The 20,145-nt window shown below is 61.5% G+C and carries 15 protein-coding genes; 5 read left to right on the top strand and 10 right to left on the bottom strand.

Going from position 1 to position 20,145, the window contains the following annotated elements; genetic code table 11:
- Positions 1–372: 372 nt before the first annotated feature.
- From JNK74_21500 to JNK74_21485, 4 genes are all read right to left on the bottom strand, one after another.
- Complete coding sequence (locus JNK74_21500) at positions 373–1,989, bottom strand: efflux transporter outer membrane subunit (GenBank protein MBL7648761.1); 1,617 nt, start codon at positions 1,987–1,989, stop codon at positions 373–375.
- On the bottom strand, positions 1,989–5,138 hold the full coding sequence (locus tag JNK74_21495; protein MBL7648760.1) for a multidrug efflux RND transporter permease subunit: 3,150 nt from the start codon (positions 5,136–5,138) through the stop codon (positions 1,989–1,991). The genes JNK74_21500 and JNK74_21495 overlap by 1 nt, the downstream gene beginning before the upstream one ends.
- Positions 5,139–5,142: 4 nt before the next feature.
- The gene (locus JNK74_21490; GenBank protein MBL7648759.1) at positions 5,143–6,183 is read right to left on the bottom strand and encodes an efflux RND transporter periplasmic adaptor subunit; all 1,041 of its coding nucleotides are present in this window, start codon (positions 6,181–6,183) and stop codon (positions 5,143–5,145) included.
- A 272-nt stretch (positions 6,184–6,455) separates the two neighbouring features.
- Positions 6,456–7,010, bottom strand: coding sequence for a TetR family transcriptional regulator (locus JNK74_21485; protein MBL7648758.1), 555 nt, complete (start codon positions 7,008–7,010; stop codon positions 6,456–6,458).
- A 254-nt stretch (positions 7,011–7,264) separates the two neighbouring features.
- On the opposite strand from JNK74_21485, the gene JNK74_21480 reads away from it, so the two are divergent.
- A complete protein-coding gene (locus JNK74_21480) occupies positions 7,265–8,050 on the top strand; it encodes a serine/threonine-protein phosphatase (GenBank protein ID MBL7648757.1) in 786 nt (261 codons plus the stop codon).
- A gap of 18 nt (positions 8,051–8,068) precedes the next feature.
- Here the strand turns inward: JNK74_21480 and JNK74_21475 are convergent, their stop codons facing one another.
- Together JNK74_21475 and JNK74_21470 are read right to left on the bottom strand one after the other, a co-directional pair.
- A complete protein-coding gene (locus tag JNK74_21475) occupies positions 8,069–8,950 on the bottom strand; it encodes a four helix bundle protein (GenBank protein MBL7648756.1) in 882 nt (293 codons plus the stop codon).
- A gap of 91 nt (positions 8,951–9,041) precedes the next feature.
- Positions 9,042–11,897 carry a PASTA domain-containing protein gene (locus JNK74_21470; GenBank protein ID MBL7648755.1) on the bottom strand — a complete coding sequence of 952 codons (2,856 nt, stop codon included), beginning with the start codon at positions 11,895–11,897 and terminating at the stop codon, positions 9,042–9,044.
- Between the two features lie 692 nt (positions 11,898–12,589).
- Between JNK74_21470 and JNK74_21465 the strand changes: the two genes are divergently transcribed.
- Entirely contained in the window at positions 12,590–13,213 is a 624-nt protein-coding gene (locus JNK74_21465; protein MBL7648754.1) for a hydrolase, read from the top strand.
- A gap of 59 nt (positions 13,214–13,272) precedes the next feature.
- Here the strand turns inward: JNK74_21465 and JNK74_21460 are convergent, their stop codons facing one another.
- The 4 genes from JNK74_21460 to JNK74_21445 are packed head-to-tail and all read right to left on the bottom strand — an operon-like array spanning position 13,273 to position 16,467.
- A complete protein-coding gene (locus tag JNK74_21460; GenBank protein MBL7648753.1) occupies positions 13,273–14,778 on the bottom strand; it encodes a cryptochrome/photolyase family protein in 1,506 nt (501 codons plus the stop codon).
- Complete coding sequence (locus tag JNK74_21455; protein MBL7648752.1) at positions 14,775–15,236, bottom strand: hypothetical protein; 462 nt, start codon at positions 15,234–15,236, stop codon at positions 14,775–14,777. Before JNK74_21455 ends, JNK74_21460 begins: the two co-directional genes overlap by 4 nt.
- Positions 15,233–15,982: an SDR family oxidoreductase gene (locus tag JNK74_21450; protein ID MBL7648751.1), complete on the bottom strand. Its 750-nt coding sequence runs from the start codon at positions 15,980–15,982 to the stop codon at positions 15,233–15,235. The genes JNK74_21455 and JNK74_21450 overlap by 4 nt, the downstream gene beginning before the upstream one ends.
- Positions 15,979–16,467, bottom strand: a complete 489-nt coding sequence (locus tag JNK74_21445; protein ID MBL7648750.1) for an SRPBCC family protein — start codon at positions 16,465–16,467, stop codon at positions 15,979–15,981. The genes JNK74_21450 and JNK74_21445 overlap by 4 nt, the downstream gene beginning before the upstream one ends.
- A 196-nt stretch (positions 16,468–16,663) precedes the next feature.
- Between JNK74_21445 and tsaA the strand changes: the two genes are divergently transcribed.
- The 3 genes from tsaA (at position 16,664) to JNK74_21430 (ending at position 20,010) form a co-directional block, all read left to right on the top strand.
- Positions 16,664–17,437 (top strand): tRNA (N6-threonylcarbamoyladenosine(37)-N6)-methyltransferase TrmO, encoded by a 774-nt coding sequence (tsaA, locus tag JNK74_21440; GenBank protein ID MBL7648749.1) that lies wholly within the window; start codon positions 16,664–16,666, stop codon positions 17,435–17,437.
- 238 nt (positions 17,438–17,675) lie between these two features.
- Complete coding sequence (locus tag JNK74_21435) at positions 17,676–19,109, top strand: Gfo/Idh/MocA family oxidoreductase (protein ID MBL7648748.1); 1,434 nt, start codon at positions 17,676–17,678, stop codon at positions 19,107–19,109.
- Between the two features lie 205 nt (positions 19,110–19,314).
- Complete coding sequence (locus tag JNK74_21430; protein ID MBL7648747.1) at positions 19,315–20,010, top strand: DUF1080 domain-containing protein; 696 nt, start codon at positions 19,315–19,317, stop codon at positions 20,008–20,010.
- Positions 20,011–20,145: the final 135 nt, after the last annotated feature.

Genomic DNA, 20,145 nt, shown 5'->3' with positions numbered 1-20,145 from the left:
CTGCGGACAGCCTCCGCTCCCGCGGCACGCTGAAACGCCCGATCATCCCCATTTTCGGGCATTTTTTGTCGATTCCGATGGAACTGGCAATCGGCGTACTTCTTGCTCCATCATGTCGTCATAAAGTTGTAGGTCCACGACGTGGAGAAACTGTGGTCCGCCGCATGCGCTTGCCAGCGCGCGTCGGTCCTGCGCATTGGGATGGGACTTACACGACACGGTGGCGCCTGGAGAACAGGAAGCCCCTCACCTCGTTTCCGGACCTCGTCCGGGAGCTATGGTGAACCCGGCGCCATCACGGGGTCCCCCCGCCACGCCGGCATCCGTGCCGGACGAGGCGGGGGGCATTTGGAAATCATTCGGGCCGGGCGCTCAGGGTGCCGCCTCGGGCTCCACGGGTTCGATGGGCGCGGGGTCTTCCGGGAGGCTCAGTGCCGCCGGATCCCAGCCACCACCGAGGGACTTGAAGAGGGATACCAGGTTCGCGAGGATGATACTCTCGCTCTGGACCAACTGGTCCTCGCTTTCAAACAGGGAGCGCTGCGCCTGGAGCGCGTTGAGGAAGCCTTCCATGCCGCGGGCGTAGCGCTCGTTGGCCAGGGCGACCGCGCGCTGGTTGGCCGCGACGGCCTCCGTTACGGAGCGGCGATAGACCTGCTCCGAGGAGAAGGCAACAAGGGCCGTCTCCACGTCGGCCAAGGCCTGCATGATGGTTTGCTCATATCGAATGAGGGCCTGTTCCTGGCGCTCGTTTTGCACTTCGATGTTCGCCCGGATGCGCCCGCCCTGGAAAATGGGCCAGCTCACGCCGGGGCCGAAACTCCAGAGTTGATTGGCGCTGTTCAGCGCGCTGCCGACGACGTTGCTCTGGCCCGAAACACCGCCCGTCAGGTAGAACTTCGGATAGAGGTCCGCCATGGCCACGCCGATACGCGCGTTCTCCGCGGCTAGCTGGCGCTCGGCCACGCGGATATCCGGGCGGCGCTTGAGCAATTCGGAGGGCAGCCCGACGGGGATTTCCGCCGGCACTGCGGGCAGCGGCGCGGCGGTCTCCAGCTCGGCCAGAAGCATGCCAGGCTCTCCGCCGAGAAGCACACCAAGGCGATAGATCGCGCTGGCGACCTGCTGGCCCAGCAAGGGCACCTGGCCTTCGAAAGCCGCCAGCAACGATCGGGCGCGAACGGCGTCGAGTTCGCTGCTGAGCCCCGCCTCATAGCGCGCGGCGGTCAGCTTCACGGTTTCAGACTGGGCCTGAATGTTGCGCTGGGTGATGTCGAGGCGGTTTTGTGCGGCGCGCAGATCAATGTAATTCAGCGCAACCTCGGCCACGAGCGATACCAGTACTTGCCGCTCCGCCTCCACCACGGCCTCCAGATCGGCATCGGCGGCTTCAACCGCCCGCCGGTTCCCGCCGAAGACATCCAGCTCCCAGGAGGCGTCAAAGCCCAGGGAGAACAGGTCACTCGTGCGATCCGGCGCGCCGCCCGTCGGGCTGATGGTCAATCCGGTCGTGCCGCCGGCGGCGGAGGCGGTATGGGAGACGCTCACGTTTCGCCCGCGAATGTTGATGGTGCGGGTGAGACCGCCGGGTCCAAAGCCGATGCTGCCGGACACCGGCGAGCCGCCGTCGACCTGCTGCTCCGGGCCCTGGCTGCGCTTGAGCGACGCCCCGGCGTTCACGCTGGGCTGGAGGCTGGCCGCCACGATACCCCGTGCGGCCCGGGCTTCACGAACGCGCGAGGCCGCGGCCCGCAAATCGAAATTGCCTTCAACCGCACGGGCAATCAAGCTGTCCAGCGCGGGATCGTTGAACTGGGTCCACCAGGCGGAAATGTCGCGCGACGCGGCGCTCACGCCCCCGGCCTTCTCCGACACCCAGTCTTCCGGGGTGGCGATCTCGGGCCGGGCGTAGTCGGGCCCGGTCATGCAACCGGAAGCAAGGAGCGCGAGTAGCGCCGCCAGGCCGGCCTTTTTACTGGGTACTCTCATTAGTGCGCCTCCTGCGCGGGGCTTGCCTCTTCGGCATCCGCGGATTTGCGGCTGAGCTTGTCGGTAACGGCCTGAATGACCACGAAGAAGAGGGGCACGAAGACCACGGCCAGGAAGGTGGCCGAAATCATGCCGCCGAGGATGCCGATGCCGATGGACTGACGGCCCGCCGCGCCCGCGCCGCTGCTGATGGCCAGCGGCAGCACACCCAGCACGAAGGCCAGCGACGTCATCAGGATCGGCCGCAGGCGCAGGCGCGCCGCTTCGAGCGCGGCCTCGACGACCCCCTTGCCCTCACGGTGTTCGTGGGCGGCGAACTCTACAATGAGGATCGCATTCTTCGCCGCCAGTCCCACAAGCGTGAGCAGGCCGACCTGGAAGTAGATGTCTTTCGGCATGCCGAAGATGAACACGGCGAAGATGGCGCCGAACAGCCCGAAGGGCACGGCCAGCAGCACCGCCAGCGGCAACGACCACTTCTCATACTGGGCGGCCAGAACGAGGAACACCATTACGAGGCCGAAGGCGAGCACATAAGGCGCCTGGTTGCCGGCCCGCACTTCCTGATAGGAAGCGCCACTCCAGGAGAAGCCGTAGCCGTCGGGAAGGTTTTGCGCGGCGAGCTCCTCGATGATCTTGATCGCGTCGCCGGTGCTGTAACCCGGCGCGGGCACCCCGGTAATCTGCACGGAGGGGTAGCTGTTGAAGCGAGTGACGAGGTTGGGGCCGGCCTTGTACTTCAGATCCAGCACGCCCGAGAGCTCCACCATGTGGCCCTGATCATTGCGCGCGTAGATCCGCCGGATATCATCGGGATTCTGCCGGTACTCGGATTCCGCCTGGACCTGGACGCGATACACGCGGCCAAACTTGGTGAAGTCGTTCACATAGAGCGACCCCAGATACGCCTGGAGACTATCGAAGATCTCCGTCATCGGCAGCCCCATCGCCTTGGCGCGGGTCCGGTCCACATCCACAAAAATGCGCGGCTGGCCCATGTTGATTGTCGAATTCAGGAACTGGAGACGCGGGTCGGCTCCCAGCGCCGCCATGAAGCCCTGGGACACTTCCGTGAGTTGTTCGACGTTGCCCACGCCGCGGCCTTCGAGCTGCATTTCAAAGCCCGCGCGAACACCGAGGCCGCGAATGGCCGGCGGGTTCAGGGCGAGAATCAACGCGTCCTTGTTGCCGCCGAATCGGCCAAACATGCGGCCCACCAGGCTGTCCACGTGATGCTCGGGTCCGGGCCGGTCTTCCCAATTCTTCAGATTCACGAACATGACCGCGCCGTTGGTGTTCGGCACGAAGCCCGAGAGGAAATCGAGGCCGACCAGCGCCACCATGTGTTCGACTTCGGGTTGTTCCAGGACGAAGGACTCGATTTCCTTCACCACCGCCTCGGTCCGGTTGAGCGCGCTGCCCTGGGGAAGCTGTACGGCGATAATGAAATAGCCCTGATCTTCCTGGGGCACGAAGCCACCGGGGACGCGCCCGAACAACAGGTAGGTCAGGTAGACCAGTCCAATAAAGAGGGCGATGGTGATATAGCCGAAGCGGATGGCCTGGCGGACCACCACGACGTACACCTGTCTGCCCTTGTCGAAGCACCAGTCAAAGGCCCGGAAGGGCGCCCACTTCTGGTGGTTGGCGCGCAGCATGATACGGCAAAGCGCGGGGCTGAGTGAGAGCGCCACCAGGCCGGAGATGGCCACGGACACCGAGATGGTGATGGCGAACTGCCGGTACATGGCGCCGGTAAGACCGCTGAGAAAGGCCACGGGAAGGTAGACGGCGAGAAGTACCAGCACACTGGCCACCACGGCGCCGAAGATCTGCTGGGTCGCTTTAATCGTCGCTTCCCGGCGGGACAGGTTGCCCTCGTGCAGCACGCGCTCCACGTTTTCCACCACGAGAATGGCGTCGTCCACCACAATACCGATGGCCAGCACCAGGCCGAAGAGGGTCAGGGTGTTGATGGAGAATCCGAAGGCGTACATCCCGAGAAAGGTTCCGATAATCGACACCGGCACCGCGAGGAGCGGGATAAGGGTGGCGCGCCAGCTCCCCAGGAACACAAACACCACCAGCACGACCAGGAAGGCCGCCTCCAGCAACGTTTTCACCACCTCGGAGATGGACGAGTCGATGAAGCGCGTGATGTCGAAGGGGATACTGTAGGTGACGCCTTCGGGGAAGTCCGCCTTGAGCACCTCCATGGCATCCTTCACGCCAATCAACGTTGACAGGGCGTTGGCGCCGGGCTGAAGGAAGATGAGAATGGGCACGGCGGGCTGGGCGTTGTAACGCCCGAAGGAGTCATAGCTCAGCGAGCCCAACTCCACCCGCGCGACATCGCCCAGACGCAGTACCGAACCGTCCTCGTTCGCGCGCAGGATGATGTCCTTGTATTCCTCGGGATCGGAGAGTCGCCCCTGGGTGATGACGGGGATCGTGAAAGCGACTTCGCCATCGTTGGGGGCGGCGCCGACGCGACCCGCGGCGAAGAGGGAATTCTGCTCCCGAATCGACTTGGCCACGTCGCTGATCGTGAGACCTTTCGATGCCAGGTCGTCCGGGTTCAGCCAGATGCGCATCGAATAGTCTTTACCGCCAAACACCTGCACGTCGCCCACACCGGGTACGCGCTTCAGCGCATCCAGCAGGTTGATCGTTGCGTAGTTGGCGAGGTAGAGGTCGTCCACTTTGCCGTCTGCGGCGTTGAGCGCGACCACACCCAGGATGTTGTTCGCGCGCTTGTTTACGGACAGGCCCTGACGAATCACCTCCTGCGGGAGGCGCGGCTCCGCGCGTTTGAGCCGGTTCTGCACTTCCACTGCGGCGATGTCAAGATCCGCGCCGATGTCAAAGGTACACACGACGCTGAGGCGCCCCGTATTGGTGGCGGTGGACTGGTAGTAGATCAGGTTTTCGATGCCGCTCAGCTCCTGCTCGATCGGTGTCGCGATCGATTCGGAGACGGTCTCGGCATCGGCCCCGGGGTAGTTGGCTTCGATCACCACCGTGGGGGGGGTGATTTCAGGCGACTGCTCCACGGGAAGAAAGAGGATGGACACCGCGCCGCAGATGGTAATCACGATAGAGATAACCGCCGCAAATACGGGCCGGTCGATAAAGAATTTGGCCAGCATCGCGCTAGTTCTCCGGCTTCGCGTCGGCGGCCGATTCCAGCGGAGCCGGGGTCACCGCGGTGCCAGGCTGGACTTTGGTGACGCCGTCCACGATGACCTTTTCGCCCGCGGAAAGCCCGGACTCGATAATCCAGTCGGCCCCGCTCCAGGATCCGGGTTCCACAATGCGCAACTCGGCGGTGTTGTCCTCTTTGAGGACATACACGAAGCTGCCCTGGGGGGATTCGCTCACCGCACGCTGGGGAACCGCGATGGTGTTGGGGCGTTGGTACCCGCGCATGTGCGCCCGGACAAATTGCCCCGGCTTGAGCTTCCGGTCGGGATTCTCAAAAGTGGCGCGCAGTTCCAGGGAGCCCATCCCGGTGTTCACGGTTGTGCTTTCGAAATCCAGCGTGCCCTGGACCGGATAGGTGCTCCCGTCGAGCAGAGTGATCTCGAGATAGGGCGTCCCGGCGCCGTTGACCTGATAAGAACCGTCCGCTTCAAGGGAACGCCAGCGAAGGTAGTCCCGCTCGGTCATCTGGTAGCTTACGTAGATTGGATCCACCTGATGGATGACGGTCAACAGGCCGTTTTGCGCCTGATCCACCAGGCTTCCAATTTCCTTGAGTGTCTTGCCGACATAGCCGGTGAGGGGGGCTTCAATTACCGTATAGCCCAACTCCAGTTCGGCTTTGGCCAGTTGCGCCTTTGCGAGGCTGAGCGCGGCGGCGGCGTCGCTCCGCTCGGCCAATTGCTTGTCCAGATCGCTCTGGGCTATCGCACCGGGTACGGATACGGATTTCAGGCGGGCCACTTCCTTTTCGGCCAGGTTGACCCGGGCTTCCGCCTGGGTCACGCGCGCTTTGGCAATATCGAGGTCCGCCTCGAAGGGACGCGGATCGATTTTGTAGAGCTGCTTGCCCGCCTCCACCAGGGTGCCTTCTTCAAAATCGCGGGAATCCAGAAAGCCCTGGACGCGGGCGCGAATTTCGACCACCTTGGAGGCTTCGGTGACGCCCACAAAGTCGAAGGAGACCGGCATGGAGCGGGGCTCTACGACCACAAAAGTCACCTGGGGGGGCGGTGGGGGGCCGCCCGGCTGTGCGAGGGATGCATTTGTAAGTAGTACAAATAGCATTAACATGGAAGATCGGAGTGGAGTGGTGTACTGCATTCGGAAACCTTTCTATGGCCCGTTTCCATCCGGGAGCATGCGGGGATGCAGCGCTGGATGGACAAGATTCCTGCTATCTAGAGACTATGCGCATTCTGCAGGGTTGCGAAGCGCGCCGCCGACTCGCGCCCGTTTATTTGTGCCCCTGTGGTCGTTGGAAATTACACCCGTGCGCCGGCCAGCCGGCTCGCCATGGCGAGCATGGCCTCCACCAGCACCCGCCGCTGTTCTTCCGAGAAAGGGGATACATTCAAGGATTCCATCAGCATGAGGCCATCCGCCGCGAGCAGCAGGATATTGGCCTCTTCCTGATCGACATCCAGCGACTCCAGATCGGAAACTCGCTGTTCGTGAAACTTCAGTATGGGTGCTTTGAGATTGGGACAGTTGGCCAGGGCCGCGACCAGGGCGGCACAGAGCTGAGGATTTCGCTCCTCGTCGAGCAGGGCCCCTTCCACATCGGCTCTCAGCATGGCCTCCGGGCCGTCGCCATAGGCCGCGCGCCGCGCCCGGCGCTTTTCTCTGCCCTTCTCTATCAGACGGTCCACCAGGGCTTGAAGCAGGGCATCCTTGGTGGGGAAATGGTAGAGCAGGCCGCCCTTGCTGACCTGAGCGCGCTCCGCCACTGAATCGAGGGTCAGGCGCCAGGCACCCTGCTCGGTCAACAGCACTTCGGCGGCGTCCAGCATCAGATCTTTACAACTGGGTCGTACCATGGCTACCTTTCGGAGAGTTACTAAACCGTCTGGACGGTATAGTAACACCAAACTCCACTGTTGTCAACTTCTGGAGCGATCAGACCGACTTGACCGCCCGGTCGACTCTGGAAATCTTGCGGAGAGCCCGATCAACTCCTTGTGCTATGCTCTGCGCTATGACTTCTCCCCCTACGACGAACGCAGCCCCCGAAACTGGACAGCCCGTAGCGCTTGCGTGCCGGAAGATCTGGGGCGGCAATTCGCAAGCCGCCATGCCCGTTTCCATGCCCGGACTGGCCGGGGTCCTCCACGCCATCCCGAAGGACAGCCATGTGGGAGGGGACCTCTACTACCTTTCCGCCTGCGGCGCCGGAATCGTTTCGCGCATGTGTATCGCCGATGTGCGCGGCCACGGGGAGGGTGTAGCCGATTTCGCCACCTGGCTGGAGCAGGTCTTTTCGGCGCACATGAACCGTCACAGCCCTTCGGGCGTGCTCCGCGAAGTGAACCAACGTGCGGTAAGGCGTGGGCTGTGCCTCATGTCCACCGCCTTGTGCTTCAGCTACAACTCCCTGAACGGGCGGCTCGTGTTCTGCAATGCGGGACACCCGCATCTGCGCGTCTGCCGGGCGGGTTCGGATCGCTGGGAAGCGCTGGAAGTCCACGCACGCGACAAGTCCAGGCCCTGGAATGTACCCCTGGCCGTAACGGGCGAAGCGCGCTACTCCGTGGGCAAGGCGCGCCTGCAACCGGGCGATCGCCTGCTCATTCACACCGACGGTCTGACCGAAGCGCACGACGCGAGCGGCACGCAGTTGGCCGAAAACCTCTGGACACCTGGGCGCCTTCCTGACAGCAGCGCCCGGCCGAGCGACATCGCGACGGGCTTGTTGCAGGTGCTGCGCGAGCACCTCGCCAATCCAGCGGTAGCGGACGATGATGTCACTTTTACCGTGCTGGAAGTCCTTCCCTTCCAGCGCGGCAACCGGGTGATGGTCTACTTCCGCAACAACTACGGCAAAGAAGCGCGAGCGCGAAAGCGCGAGGGGCAGGGCTAAGGGGACCGTCCTGCGCGTCTAAGCGCGGGCGACGCCCTTGCAGTCGGGATAGCCGGTACAGCCCCAGAAGGACTGGCCAGTGTTTTTGCCTTGCTTCGCCGTGCGCATGGCCATGGGCCTGCCGCACTGGGGGCAGTCGGGGATGGAATTGGAGCGATCTGACCGATCCGACCGATCTGACGGATCAGTTTGATCGGTCTGAGCAGTCTGATAAATCCGATTTGTGGACCGTGCTTTCTGTCGGCTCCGCTCTTCGAGTCGCGCGGTGGCGAGTAGCTCGCTGTAGCCGCCTTCGCCGATGAATTGCGCCTCGAGTGCGAGGATCTGCTGATCGAGCAGATAGTTCGCCTGGTGGATCAGGCAGATCAGGGCGTTCGCGCGGATGGCGGGATCGGCGTGGTCGAGCCAGGGGGCGTAGAGGGCGTAGCGCTGGTGATCGGTGAGGTGGAGCATATAGGACGGATTCGACGGATAGGACTGATTACTTGGATCGGCTTGTCCCATCGAATCGGTCCTATCCGTCGAATCCGCCCTATTCTTCGAGTCTGGTCGAAGTGATCGCGCAACTCTCCGCACTTCCGACACTTCGCGGCTGTTCAACGCCCACTGCGTCAGGTGTCGATGTCGCAGGAAATCTTCATAGTCCAGCAGCAATTCCTCAAGACTCGCTCGGGCAACATTTACGAGGCGCAACTCCGTTTGCGAGGAAGTCGCGGAGGCGCGGCTCCCCTCGGCGATGTTTTGCCTACCGGATCTTGCCGCCTGAACCATCTGGTCTACGGTTCGCGAGCGGCTGTCGATGAAGCGCTCGCAGAACCACACCGTGGCGTCGTAGATGATGGTCGCCATCTGAAAGGTGGCGAGGTTGCGGTAGCCACCACTGGCGCGCAGCTTGCCCATGGCTCGTGCTCCAAATTGAGTTGAGATCGATCAAATCGGTCCTATCCGTCTTATCCGTCGTATAAGACCGATATTTTAGCAATTTCAGCCCTCACTCCCCATCCAAATGCAGCGTCGTGTTCTCGTACAGCAGCTCATCGTTGCTTGGCACGGCCTCTTCGCCGGTAAGGTCCCAGAACTGCCAGAATCCTCCCCGCAGCTTCACCCACACGCGATCATTCTCGGTATCCTGCCACCAGGTCTCCCCGGCCGAATCACGGACTGCCTGAAGCGATTCCACCGCGTTGTAGGCCTGGAAACGGCCATAAGACTCCACGGAGACTTCCGGCGTAACGTCGCCGCTGAACTGGATGCCGATGACGAGGGTGTCCTGAGGCTCCAGCATGTTTTCGAAATTCAGGCGAAAATCCGTGGGCATGGGCGATCCGGGGAATTCGACCATATAGATCCCGCTGGCATGGGCCGCAAAGTGGCGGAAGGGCGACAGCAGCCAGTCCTCGCCCGCTTCGGCAACGCTCCAGGTGGCGATGGGCACAAGGGTATCCGGATTCAGGCGTGTGGCCTGCACCGCCATGAGGGGATGGTAGTAGGGGCGCAGGTTGTTGATGACGAATTCCGTGATGCCATAGAAGGGACCGGGCACACTGACGCCGCCCGTGCCCGCGCCGGGAGCAACAGGCGTGGGGGTCAGGCCAAACGTGAAGAAGGGCTCGTCGTAAACGATGAACTGTTCCGCAGGACCCCAGAGACCGTGGGGATCGAGCATTGCACCCGCAAGCACGAAGTGATCGTAGTTCGAGCGGGATCGATAGCCGGGGTGGCTGTTGATGAGAAGGTTGTCCGTGTTGCGCGTCTGCCCTTTTTCCACGGGGCGGATGTAGTAGTCGTCCGTTGCGAAAGTGCCGCTGCGTTCATCGGGGACCAGCGGAAAGTTCACAACGACGTTTTCGCGAATATCGAAGGTGCTGTGGTAGGTGGCGAAGGCCGTTGGAATTTCTGTGCCGCCGAGGGCCTCCACATAGGCATCTGGACGGGGCGTGGCGCTGTTGAGACTGTCGCCGATGGCCAGGCAGTGCTCGATGATACCGTCTTCGCCCGCGCCCGCGAAGAAGCGGCCCGCGTTGTCGGCGGAGACGATGCCGGAGTTTGTGGGCCAACTGGAACGATCCCAGATGCCGCTGCGTCCGCTCTTCCAGGTGCTCAGGCCCGTCAGATCGAAACGGCGCATATTGGCCCGGGGATAGACCGGGTCAATACCGTCGATGGTGGAGATGTACTGGGCAGGAAAAACATTGCCCGCGTTGTCGATTTCGACGAAGTCGAGCATGATGCCTTCGGCGCCGCTGGTGTGGGTGCTGTTGTCGCCGAAGGCGCCGAATTGAAGCCGGTTCGGCCGCATGGCGACACCGATATTCGGCCCCCAGGGATTGGCGGGGAAGGCCAGCCAATAGCCGAAACCCCGGCAATCCGCCACGGCGTTGTTGATGGTGACATTGTCGGGATTCGCAATCCAGAAGCCGCTGGAGCCGCCGTCACCGAAGATCTCGTGCTGCTTCAGCGCATCTTCCGGCTCGGGGTTCCGCACATGAAGCACCAGATTTCCGTCAAAGGTGTTGCGACGCTCCACCGCGTCTTCCGTGAAGATACCGTGGCCGTGGGTGCTGTAGACGATGTTGTTCTGCACGAGCACGCCGTTGGTGCCGTGAACTACGATGCCGCGGCTGGCGGACAGGTTGATGGTCGAATTGCGGATGAACTGGCCGTCGGCGTCGCCGAGGAAATTCACGCCATCGTAGCTGAGCATGTGCCAGTGAAAGGGGTAGCGCCCGAGTCGGCCGCGCTGACCGCCACGGCGAAACTCCACGCTGTCCACCTTGGCCGATGAGCCGTGCTGCATCATCATGACATGCACGCCGAAGCCTTCGTCCCGCCAGAGTGAATCATCGGGCGCCTGAATCACGATATTGCGGGAGAGATTGCCTATTTCCGCGCGCTCATCCAGCACCACGGGGGTATCGGGATGATCGGGGGTAATGACGTTGGTGGCATCGAGGCTCATGCCTTCGGGGGTGACATACTGGAGGCGGCCCCAGTGAAAATCGGTCACGGGACTCTGCAGTGACACCGTGTTGCCGGTGACCGGGCCGAGCGTGCGCACTTCGGTCTCGGAAACGCCATACCAGTCCGTTGGCGCCAGGACGATTTCGTCGCCCGCGTTCCAGCCGGTTTCCTCCAGGGTTTCGAGGGCGGTGGCGCCGGCTTCCGCGTGGGCGTTGATTTTGGTCCAGGCCACGGCGGGCGGGGTGCCGAAGAGTTCGAGAGAGCCGTCCATTACCATGATGCCTCGGGTGCCCATACCCATGATGTCCTGGCCAATCACACCGGTGAGCGTGAAAGTGACATTGTGTTCGACGGGATCCGCTTCTGAACCGGCGCGCAATTCGCCGTGGACCATGATGGCCTCAGCCGTAAGTTCAAGATCAGCGTCTTCGATTTCCAGCATGCCCAGCACGGTGATCACGCCGAGGGCGGGCGGACTCACATCCAATAGCACGTGCATGTCGGTGTCGATGGTGACATCTTCGCCGGCTGCGGGCACAGCGCCCCCCCAGGTGGCGGGATCAGACCAGAGGGAAACGAGTTCTCCTTCACCTTCACCTTCACCTTCACCTTCACCTTCACCTTCGCCCTCTCCTTCGCCCTCGCCTCCGTGATCATGACCGAGCGAGATGGTGATGGAGACGGTAGAATCCGCGGCGACTTCAGCGCCAGCCAGCGGACTTTGCGAGATGACCTGCCCGACGGGAATGGTATCGTGGTGGGCCTGGGTAACGGTGCCTAATTCAAGACCTTCATCATGCAGCATATCCTCCGCGACTTCGCGGGTGAGGCCGGACAGATCGGGAACGGTTACGGTATTCGGGGGCGTGGGACACCCGGTCAGCATGGTGACGAGGAGCCCCAACGCTATAAGGCACTGCGCCGGCTGCGGATATCGCCTCAGTCGGCATACCACTGACGGGCGCGACGCCTGAGGCGCCGACGTCGACCACGTGCGAGTACAGTAGCCTTCTGGAGTGCGGCGGGGCGTGGAAGGAGAATGACGGCGGAGAAAAGAAGAGCGGCGACAAGGATCGAAAACGGCATGATTTCCCAACCTTTCTACGTTGTCTGCAGACACGTCAGTGCGGAGCAAGGTCGTGAAAACAGTTCTCGCATCGGCGGCCCAAAACGCCACCGCAGAAAGTATACCCCGAAAAATGCGAACGCGCAAAACCCGCGCGGACAAACCCGCACAAGCGATTACCGCGCAGGTAGTTAAGACAACTTCAGACATCCGATCCCGACTCCCTTTTTCGTTTGATTGAATGCGCCGCAGCCGACTCCCGGCCAGGCCACGGCGTCTCGTACGAAACCCGCCTGGATTCACCGCACCCAACGATGCCCGGAGGCAGATCGCGCGAACGCACCACGGCTTTTTTCCGCAACCTGCCGTTAGTGTAGCCTGCCCGGCGGCGCGCGCGCCAACACAACCACTTTCACGGTCTCCTTCGTTAACTGGAGAAATAGTAGCGATGCTATACTTGCACCACAGGTTTGGCACAGTGATCGAAATCTCATCTATAAGGAGCACAAAGAATGAGCAACAGGTACACCTATCGTCGGCTGGACAAGGATGATGCGGCGGTGCTGCTGGTGGATCATCAGTCGGGGCTCTGCAACATCGTGGGCGATTTTTCGCCCGACGACTTCATCAACAATGTGCTCGCGCTGGCGGATTCGGCAAAGTATTTCAAACTGCCCACGATCCTGACCACGAGCTTTGAGGATGGCCCGAACGGCCCGCTGATACCTGAAATCAAGGCCCTATTCCCCGATGCACCCTACGTTGCGCGCCCCGGCCAGATCAACGCGTGGGACAACCAGGACTTCGTCGACGCCATCAAGGCGACGGGAAAGAGGCAGTTGATTATCGCGGGTGTGGTCACCGAGGTGTGCGTGGCTTTTCCGGCCCTCTCGGCGCTGGAGGAGGGCTACGAAGTGTTCGTGGTCACAGACGCCTCCGGCACCTTCAACAAAACCACGCGCGAGGCGGCCTGGTCGCGCATGGAGGCGGCGGGCGCGCAATTGATGAGCTGGTTTGGCGTGGCGTGCGAATTGCACCGGGACTGGCGCAACGACGTGGAAGGATTGGGAACGCTCTTTGCCAATCATCTGCCCGCCTACAAGAATTTGATTACGAGCTATAACGCACGCAAATAAGAGAGACCGCAGTAAGTATGCGAAACCCGGTGCGTTTGACTACGCACCGGGCTTCACGTTCAAAGGGCATCGTTCACCGAGGCCAGTCTGATGGAGTCGGCCTTCTTTCGAATATCGTTCAATTCATCGCGCGTTTTGCGATCGAGATTCTTGTAGCTCAGGGCCATTCGCGGATTGCGGAACAGGAGCGCCTTGTTTCGCGCCAGGAAATCCCAGTAGAGGGCGTTAAAGGGGCAGGCCTTTTCGCCAAGGAATTGCTTGGGGTCATAGGGGCAGTACTTGCAGTAGTTGCTCATTTTGTTGATGTAGTTCGCCGAACCCGCATAGGGCTTGGAGGCCATGAGTCCACCATCGGCGAAGGTGGCCATGCCGATCACATTGGGCGTCACCACCCAGTGCCACGCGTCGATATAGGCGAGCCAGTACCACTCGTTCAGAGCCTGCGGTCGCACCCCGGCGAGGAGGCCAAAGTTTCCCGTGATCATCAGCCGCTGAATGTGGTGATTGAGGCCATGGTGTATGACCGGGACCACGGCCTCGGCCATGCAGTTCATACGGGTCTGACCGTGCCAGTACACCCCGGGCAGGGGCAAGTCCGCCTCCAGTCGATTGGATTCTTCGTAGCCCGGCATATTGGCGCGGTAGAGCTCCCGCACAAATTCTCGCCAACCCACGATCTGGCGAATGAAGCCCTCGGCCGCATTGAGCGGCACGCGCCCCCGTCGAAAGTGGGCCTCGGCCTGACGGCACACCCCATCGGGGTCGAGCAGGCCGATATTGATGTGGGCGGATATCAGCGAATGAAAGAGGGCCACGTTGCCCGCCACCATGGCGTCCTGGTAGTCCCCGAAGAGGGGAAAACGCCATTGGAGAAAGTTGTCATAAAACTCCTGGGCCTCGCGGCGGGTGACGGGCCAATGGAACGAGTCGAGTCGCCCAAAGGCCTTCGGAAAGTGCTCATTTACATCGGCGACAACCTGGCGGGTGATCGCGTCGGGGGCATAGCGCGGTACTGGCGGTGATTCCAGCCCCTTCTTCGGCGGGTTACGGTTCTCCGCGTCGAAGTTCCAGGCCCCGCCCGTCGGTTCCGGCCCATCCATGAGCATGCCGGTGGCGGCGCGCAGCTTGCGGTAGAAGACTTCCATCCGCGTGGCCTTGCCGCGGACCAGCATGACGGGCTGATCCAACCGCGCGTTGATGAACATGTCGTTGTCCACGACCTCGACCGCGATACCGGCGGACTCCGCGGCCGCCTGGTATCGCGCACTTGCGCCCCAGTCCGCCGAATCCATCATCCGAACTTCGCGCACACCGGTTAACTTGAGTGCCGCCGTCAGGTCGTCGCAACAGGCGAAGTAGTCCACCGTGAAGCCGGCGCCGCGCAGCTCTTCCGCGAAATGACGCATGGCGGAAAACACGAAGGTCAATCGCTGCCTGTGAAAGGGCACGAGGGTGAATTCGCTCTTGTACTCCGCAAGAATTACGCGCGTATTACGGGGCGTGCAACCACGAAAGAGCGCCGTATCCGTGGAGAGTTGATCGGGCTGAACGAATAGCGTGTTCAAAGCGTCTGCTCCGCGACGGGCCATGTGACGCAGAGCGCCCAGAGCAAGAGGCCCGCGCGCAGGGACCAGAGGGCGGTCCGTATCCAGTTGCTGTTGACGAGCGCATCGATCGCAGCGCGATCATAGCCCTGGGTCAGGCGGTTGTGCAACGGCACCTGCACCGCGAACGTGCACGCCCAGATGGCTGCTACCAGTAGCCCGCCCGTGATGGCAAAATGCACGGGCAATGTTGCCGGGCGCCACCCGAGCAAGGCGGCGGCCGTGAAAAGCTCGACCAGCATGAGCGGCACCACCACCCGACTGATCTGGCGCTGGTGAAAGGCCTCGAACTCGATGAATTTCGGCCCGGCAATGTAGCGAAAGGCGGGGTAATGCGCGATCTGTATGGTCCAGATCAGACCCGTCAGGGCGAAGGTGCTGGCGGCATTGGCCAGCAATACTGCCGTGCCCGGATTCATCCGATTGCCGGACTTACGCGGGGGCGGGGCTGAACCCGACTCAATCCCCCATCCACCCCCAGCACCTGCCCGGTGACCCAGCGCTGCGCGGGATCGAGAAACCAGGCGATGGCGGAGGCGATGTCGTCGGCTTGGCCGAGCGACCCGATGGGGTGAAGCGACTCGGAAAGCTTGCGCGCGGCCGGTGCGGCGGTGATGGACGCCGAGAGGGGCGTTTCCACCAGACCGGGCGCCACGGCATTGAAGCGAATGCCGCTGGACGCATAGGTGGCGGCGGCTGACCGAACCAGCCCCTCGATGGCCCCTTTTGCTGCGGCGATGGCTTCGTGGTTGCCCATGCCGAAGCTCGCGGCGGCAGAAGACACCAGCACCACCGAGCCGGCGTCCCTCCCAAATACGGCTTTGGCGCTGCGCACCACGGCAAAGGCCGTGACGAGGTTGGCGTTCAACGTGCTATCGAAATCCTCGCGAGAGGTGAGGTGGGCCGGCTTCAACAGGATGGAGCCGGAGCAATTCACCAGACCGGTAAGGCCGCCGAGCGCTTTTTTTGCTTCCGCCAGCGCGCTGGCCACGGCATCAAAATCGGTCAAATCGCAGGCCGTGCGCCATGCGGCGCCTGGCGCCGCGAGACCCGCCACGTCGCGTCCAATCGCGGCGATGTGCGCGCCCCGCTCATGAAGTTGCGCCATGAGGGCCGTCGCGATGGCGCTGCGCGGAGCCAATATTGCGATCCGCTCTTCGCTCATGAAGTCGACACCGCGCCCGAGTTTATCGTGGACCAATCTTTAATCGCATCGAGGTAGCCACGGCGGAAATTGAATATGGTATTGAGCTGGCGCTTCACCATCACGGCGTGGGCAATCTCGCCGAGTGGACCAAAGGGCAGGGCGTAGCGCACTTCGTCGCGAATCAGGGTCCCCTCCCCCTGCGCTTCGAAGGTGTGGGTATGGTGCCAGAAGGAATACGGACCCTTGAGCTGTACATCCACGAAGCGATGGGGTGGGTCGTATTCAGAAATGCACGTCGTCCAGCGCATGGGGATTCCATTCACCGAAACGACATAGTCAATGATAGCGCCAACGTGCATCGGAATGGGACTGGGCGTCAACAATTTGAAGCCAAGAAAACCGGGCGTCAACTTCCCGAGATTCTCCGGTCGGGCAAAAAATGGAAACACCTCGTCGAGCGGGGCGGGGAGATATTGCTCCTGCTGGAGCAGGTGAACTTTCATGGGTTGCTTCTCCTGATGGAGGCTCCGGGTTGGGCCGTGCGATTTCGATCACCGTTTCTATTCTACCATTCGGCGGCGATCTTGTAAAGTTTTTGTCTAATATGTTTTAGACAATATGTTGAGATATGCATTCGTATTCGACCCGACTCCGTGTTACTATGGCGGTCGAATCTGGGCAGCGAGTGAGGAGACCGACATGCAGATCGTACCCATCGGTGTATTCCATTGTTCGGAAAAACACCCCTACGACGCCGCGCGTCAGGGCACGGTGGCCCTTGACAGCCTGGGGCGGATCGAATTGGACGGCGGCCAGAACTTCGAGCAGGCCCTGCAGGATCTGGCGGGCTTTTCCCACATCTGGGTCATCTTCCAGTTTCACCACAACAAGGCCTGGAAGCCCCTCGTGCAGCCGCCAAGGGGCAATCGGAAGGTGGGTGTCTTTGCCTCCCGCGCGCCCTACCGCCCCAACAGCATCGGCCTCACGTGTGTGCGCCTGATCGCCGTGTCGGGCCGAATTGTGGAGGTGGCGGACCACGATCTGCTGGACGGCACGCCTGTCCTGGATATCAAGCCCTATCTCACCTATGCAGATAGTTTTCCGGACGCTACGCTCGGCTGGCTTGACGAAATTGAAGAGCCGACCTGGACCGTTACCTTCAGCGAGACGGCCGAGACGCAGGTGCGCTGGCTGGAGTCGAAGGGGGTGGAGTGTCTGGAGGCCTTTCTGGTGCAGCAGCTTGCCGACGAACCCTTCAACCGCAAACGGAAACGGCTGCGCCAACTGGGCGAGCGGGAATGGGAAATCGCCTACCGCACCTGGCGCGCGCGCTTCACGGTAGAAGAGGCCGAATGCACGATCCGGATCGAAGACCTGAGCTCCGGCTATACGCCCGAAGAACTGGCAAGTGATCACGACCCTTATGAAGACAAAGGGGTCCATCGGATATTTGCCATTCGGACCACGGGCTGAAACGGACGTTTCTGGTCCATGCCGCACCGCTGAGCAATGGCGACCATAGCCCAACATTGCTCAATACACATTTGTTCAAGCGCATCACGATCAGGGATGCCCCCACGCGATTACGCCCTGTATCCCGAAGGTCATTGCCCTTTGAGGGGGCCGAAGCCACGGGCATGCTTTATGCATCTATCTTACTGGACAACAGCAGGTTGTCCATGGGTAGCGCCCGGTTCCCCGGGAGCCCACGATGAGACGATGCACCGGCCAGTCCGGTCCAAGGAGTTTGAGCACCATGAAACACCATGACCTGACGCGGCGCGCCTTTCTCGCCTCGACCACCCTCACCGCCGTCGGCGCCCTTGCCGGCTGCGCCACGCGCACCAACACGGCCCGAGTCGTTCCCGGCAAGCTTTCGCCCAATGAGAAAGTCGCCATCGGCGTGATCGGCCTGGGCGGACGCGCCCGCGATCTTATTGGCCAGTGCAAGGATGTGCCCAACTTCCAGTTGGTCGCGGTGAGTGACTGCTTCCAGCCGCGCATCGCCCAGTTCCAGGAACTCCACGGCGCGACGCACAAATTCACCGGCTACCCCGATTTCCGGAAGATGATCGAATCGGAGAAACTGGACGGTGTCATGGTGGAAACCACCACCCACGCCCGCGCGTGGGTGGCCTGTCACGCCATGGCGATGGGCATGGATGCCTACATTGAAAAGCCCATGGCGCTGACCATTGCGGAAGGCCGCGACATGGTGAATATCGCGCGGAAGTACAATCGCGTCACCCAGATCGGAACGCAGCAGCGCAGCATCCCGGTTAACAACTGGATCAGCGATCTGGTGAAGAACGGCGCCATCGGCAAGGTTCATACCGTGCGCGGTTGCAACTACATTGGCCCGTGGATCTACACCAGTACCGAAGAACAGCCCATGCCCGATGGCGGCGAGAATTGGTGGGACATCTGGACGAATCAGGCGGTCGTGCGCCCCTATCATGAAAAGATCCATCGCATGTGGGACAAGTGGGATGACTATGACGGCGGCGGCACGACCTATGGCGTAACGGGCTGGGGTGCCCATGGCTACGACCAGATCCAGCGGGGTCTGGGCACCGACGAAACGGGTCCCGTGGAAGTGGTGCTGGAGGAGGAAGTGGCCGAGCGCCGCACGGGCAAGTTCGAGCGTACGAATATCCCGCCGGAAGACACGGGATCGCCCTATTACGGCATGGCCGATCAGACGGGACCGCGCGCGAAGGTTCGGATGAAGTATAAGAACGGCGTCGAACTTCAGCTCGACATGGACGGCGACCGCTCCCCCGGTCTCGGTTGCGTCTACATTGGCGACAAGGGCGAGATCGAGCTGAACCGCAACATGTACACCTGTTCGCCCGACACACTGGTGGATCCCGCGGGCAAGCCCACGCCCATCGGCGTGCCTGAAACCCATCCCCATGTGGAGAACTGGATCGAGTGCATCAAGACCCGGGCAACCTGCAACGGCGATATCGAGTATGGCCAGCGCAGTTCAACGCTGTGCTACCTCGTGAACATCGCCCGGAGCGTGGGCAAGGTCGGCGAAGTACTCCAGTGGAATCCGAAGAAAGAAGAATTCCGCAATTGTCCCGAGGGCAACGCGATGTTGTCGCGCCCGCGCCGCAAGGGCTACGAACTGCCCACGTGATCTCGCTTGGAAATTCTGTCGCCACGAAGAGCACGAAGTTCACGAAGGAAAGAGGAAAGTAGGCTCCGCAATCAGGTTGCCCTGTTTTTCACCTTCGTGCTCTTCCTGCCTTCGTGGTGTAATTTTTCGTTCACGCGTCCCGTGGTTACACGAATAGACCAGCCTCGGACTGTGGCGATGATAGTAAATCCATGAGGACTCGCACATGAAGCACCTTTACGTATTCGGTCTGCTCGCCGTCGCATTCCTGTCCGCTGCCAACCTAACGGCGGCACCGGTCGAAGAGGAAGGCTTTGTGCCTATGTTCAACGGCAAGGATCTCAGTGGCTGGGATGGCAAGGAAGGGGGCTGGTGGGTGGAGGATGGCGCCATTACCTCCGAAAGCACGACGGAAAAGCCCTGCCTGAAGCATCACTATCTGTTCTGGGAAACGGCAAAACCTGCGGACTTCATCCTGCGATTTCGCTACAAGCTTGTGGGCGGAAACTCAGGCGTGCAGATCCGCAGTAAAAAGCTCGATGGTTACGACGCCTGGGGCTATCAGGCCGACATGGAGTCCCCCGGCCAGTGGACGGGTTGCCTGTTTCAGCATGATCGCGAGGCGGTGGTAAAGCGGGGCTTCACCGCAGTCATCGCGGAGGACGGCTCCCGCCAGGACACGCCCATCGGCGATCCTGCCGAACTGCAGAAGGTCGTCAAAGAAGGCGAGTGGAACGACTATGAAGTTTCCGCCATTGGCTCAAAGATTACGCTGCGCATCAACGGAGAACTGATGTGCGAAGTGGATGACCGCGACGCAAAGATGGCCTGCAAGGATGGATACATCGCGGTACAGATGCACCCCGGTCCGCCGATGAAGATCCAGTTCAAGGACTTGCGGATTAGGGTAATTGACAATTGACAATGGACAACTGACAACGAAGTGGGGTCTGGTAGAACGCAACCGGCGCGGTAGTGATGATGGGTCTTATGGGTCTTATGGGTCTTATGGGTCGTATGGGTCGTATGGGTCGTATGGGTCGTATGGGTCGTATGG

The organism is Candidatus Hydrogenedentota bacterium, from assembly GCA_016791475.1.
Lineage (GTDB): Bacteria > Hydrogenedentota > Hydrogenedentia > Hydrogenedentales > JAEUWI01 > JAEUWI01.
The sequence above is the reverse complement of the archived record's forward strand: the minus strand, read 5'-3'. Positions and strand labels throughout refer to the sequence as shown.

Bases quoted from the DNA above. Each gene is read 5' to 3' on its own strand.
- JNK74_21500 (MBL7648761.1), bottom strand. From the start codon at position 1,989: ATGAGAGTACCCAGTAAAAAGGCCGGCCTGGCGGCGCTACTCGCGCTC.
- JNK74_21495 (MBL7648760.1), bottom strand. From the start codon at position 5,138: ATGCTGGCCAAATTCTTTATCGACCGGCCCGTATTTGCGGCGGTTATC.
- JNK74_21485 (MBL7648758.1), bottom strand. From the start codon at position 7,010: ATGGTACGACCCAGTTGTAAAGATCTGATGCTGGACGCCGCCGAAGTG.
- JNK74_21480 (MBL7648757.1), top strand. From the start codon at position 7,265: ATGCCCGTTTCCATGCCCGGACTGGCCGGGGTCCTCCACGCCATCCCG.
- JNK74_21475 (MBL7648756.1), bottom strand. From the start codon at position 8,950: ATGGGCAAGCTGCGCGCCAGTGGTGGCTACCGCAACCTCGCCACCTTT.
- JNK74_21470 (MBL7648755.1), bottom strand. From the start codon at position 11,897: ATGCTGACCGGGTGTCCCACGCCCCCGAATACCGTAACCGTTCCCGAT.
- JNK74_21465 (MBL7648754.1), top strand. From the start codon at position 12,590: ATGAGCAACAGGTACACCTATCGTCGGCTGGACAAGGATGATGCGGCG.
- JNK74_21455 (MBL7648752.1), bottom strand. From the start codon at position 15,236: ATGAATCCGGGCACGGCAGTATTGCTGGCCAATGCCGCCAGCACCTTC.
- JNK74_21450 (MBL7648751.1), bottom strand. From the start codon at position 15,982: ATGAGCGAAGAGCGGATCGCAATATTGGCTCCGCGCAGCGCCATCGCG.
- JNK74_21445 (MBL7648750.1), bottom strand. From the start codon at position 16,467: ATGAAAGTTCACCTGCTCCAGCAGGAGCAATATCTCCCCGCCCCGCTC.
- tsaA (MBL7648749.1), top strand. From the start codon at position 16,664: ATGCAGATCGTACCCATCGGTGTATTCCATTGTTCGGAAAAACACCCC.
- JNK74_21435 (MBL7648748.1), top strand. From the start codon at position 17,676: ATGAGACGATGCACCGGCCAGTCCGGTCCAAGGAGTTTGAGCACCATG.
- JNK74_21430 (MBL7648747.1), top strand. From the start codon at position 19,315: ATGAAGCACCTTTACGTATTCGGTCTGCTCGCCGTCGCATTCCTGTCC.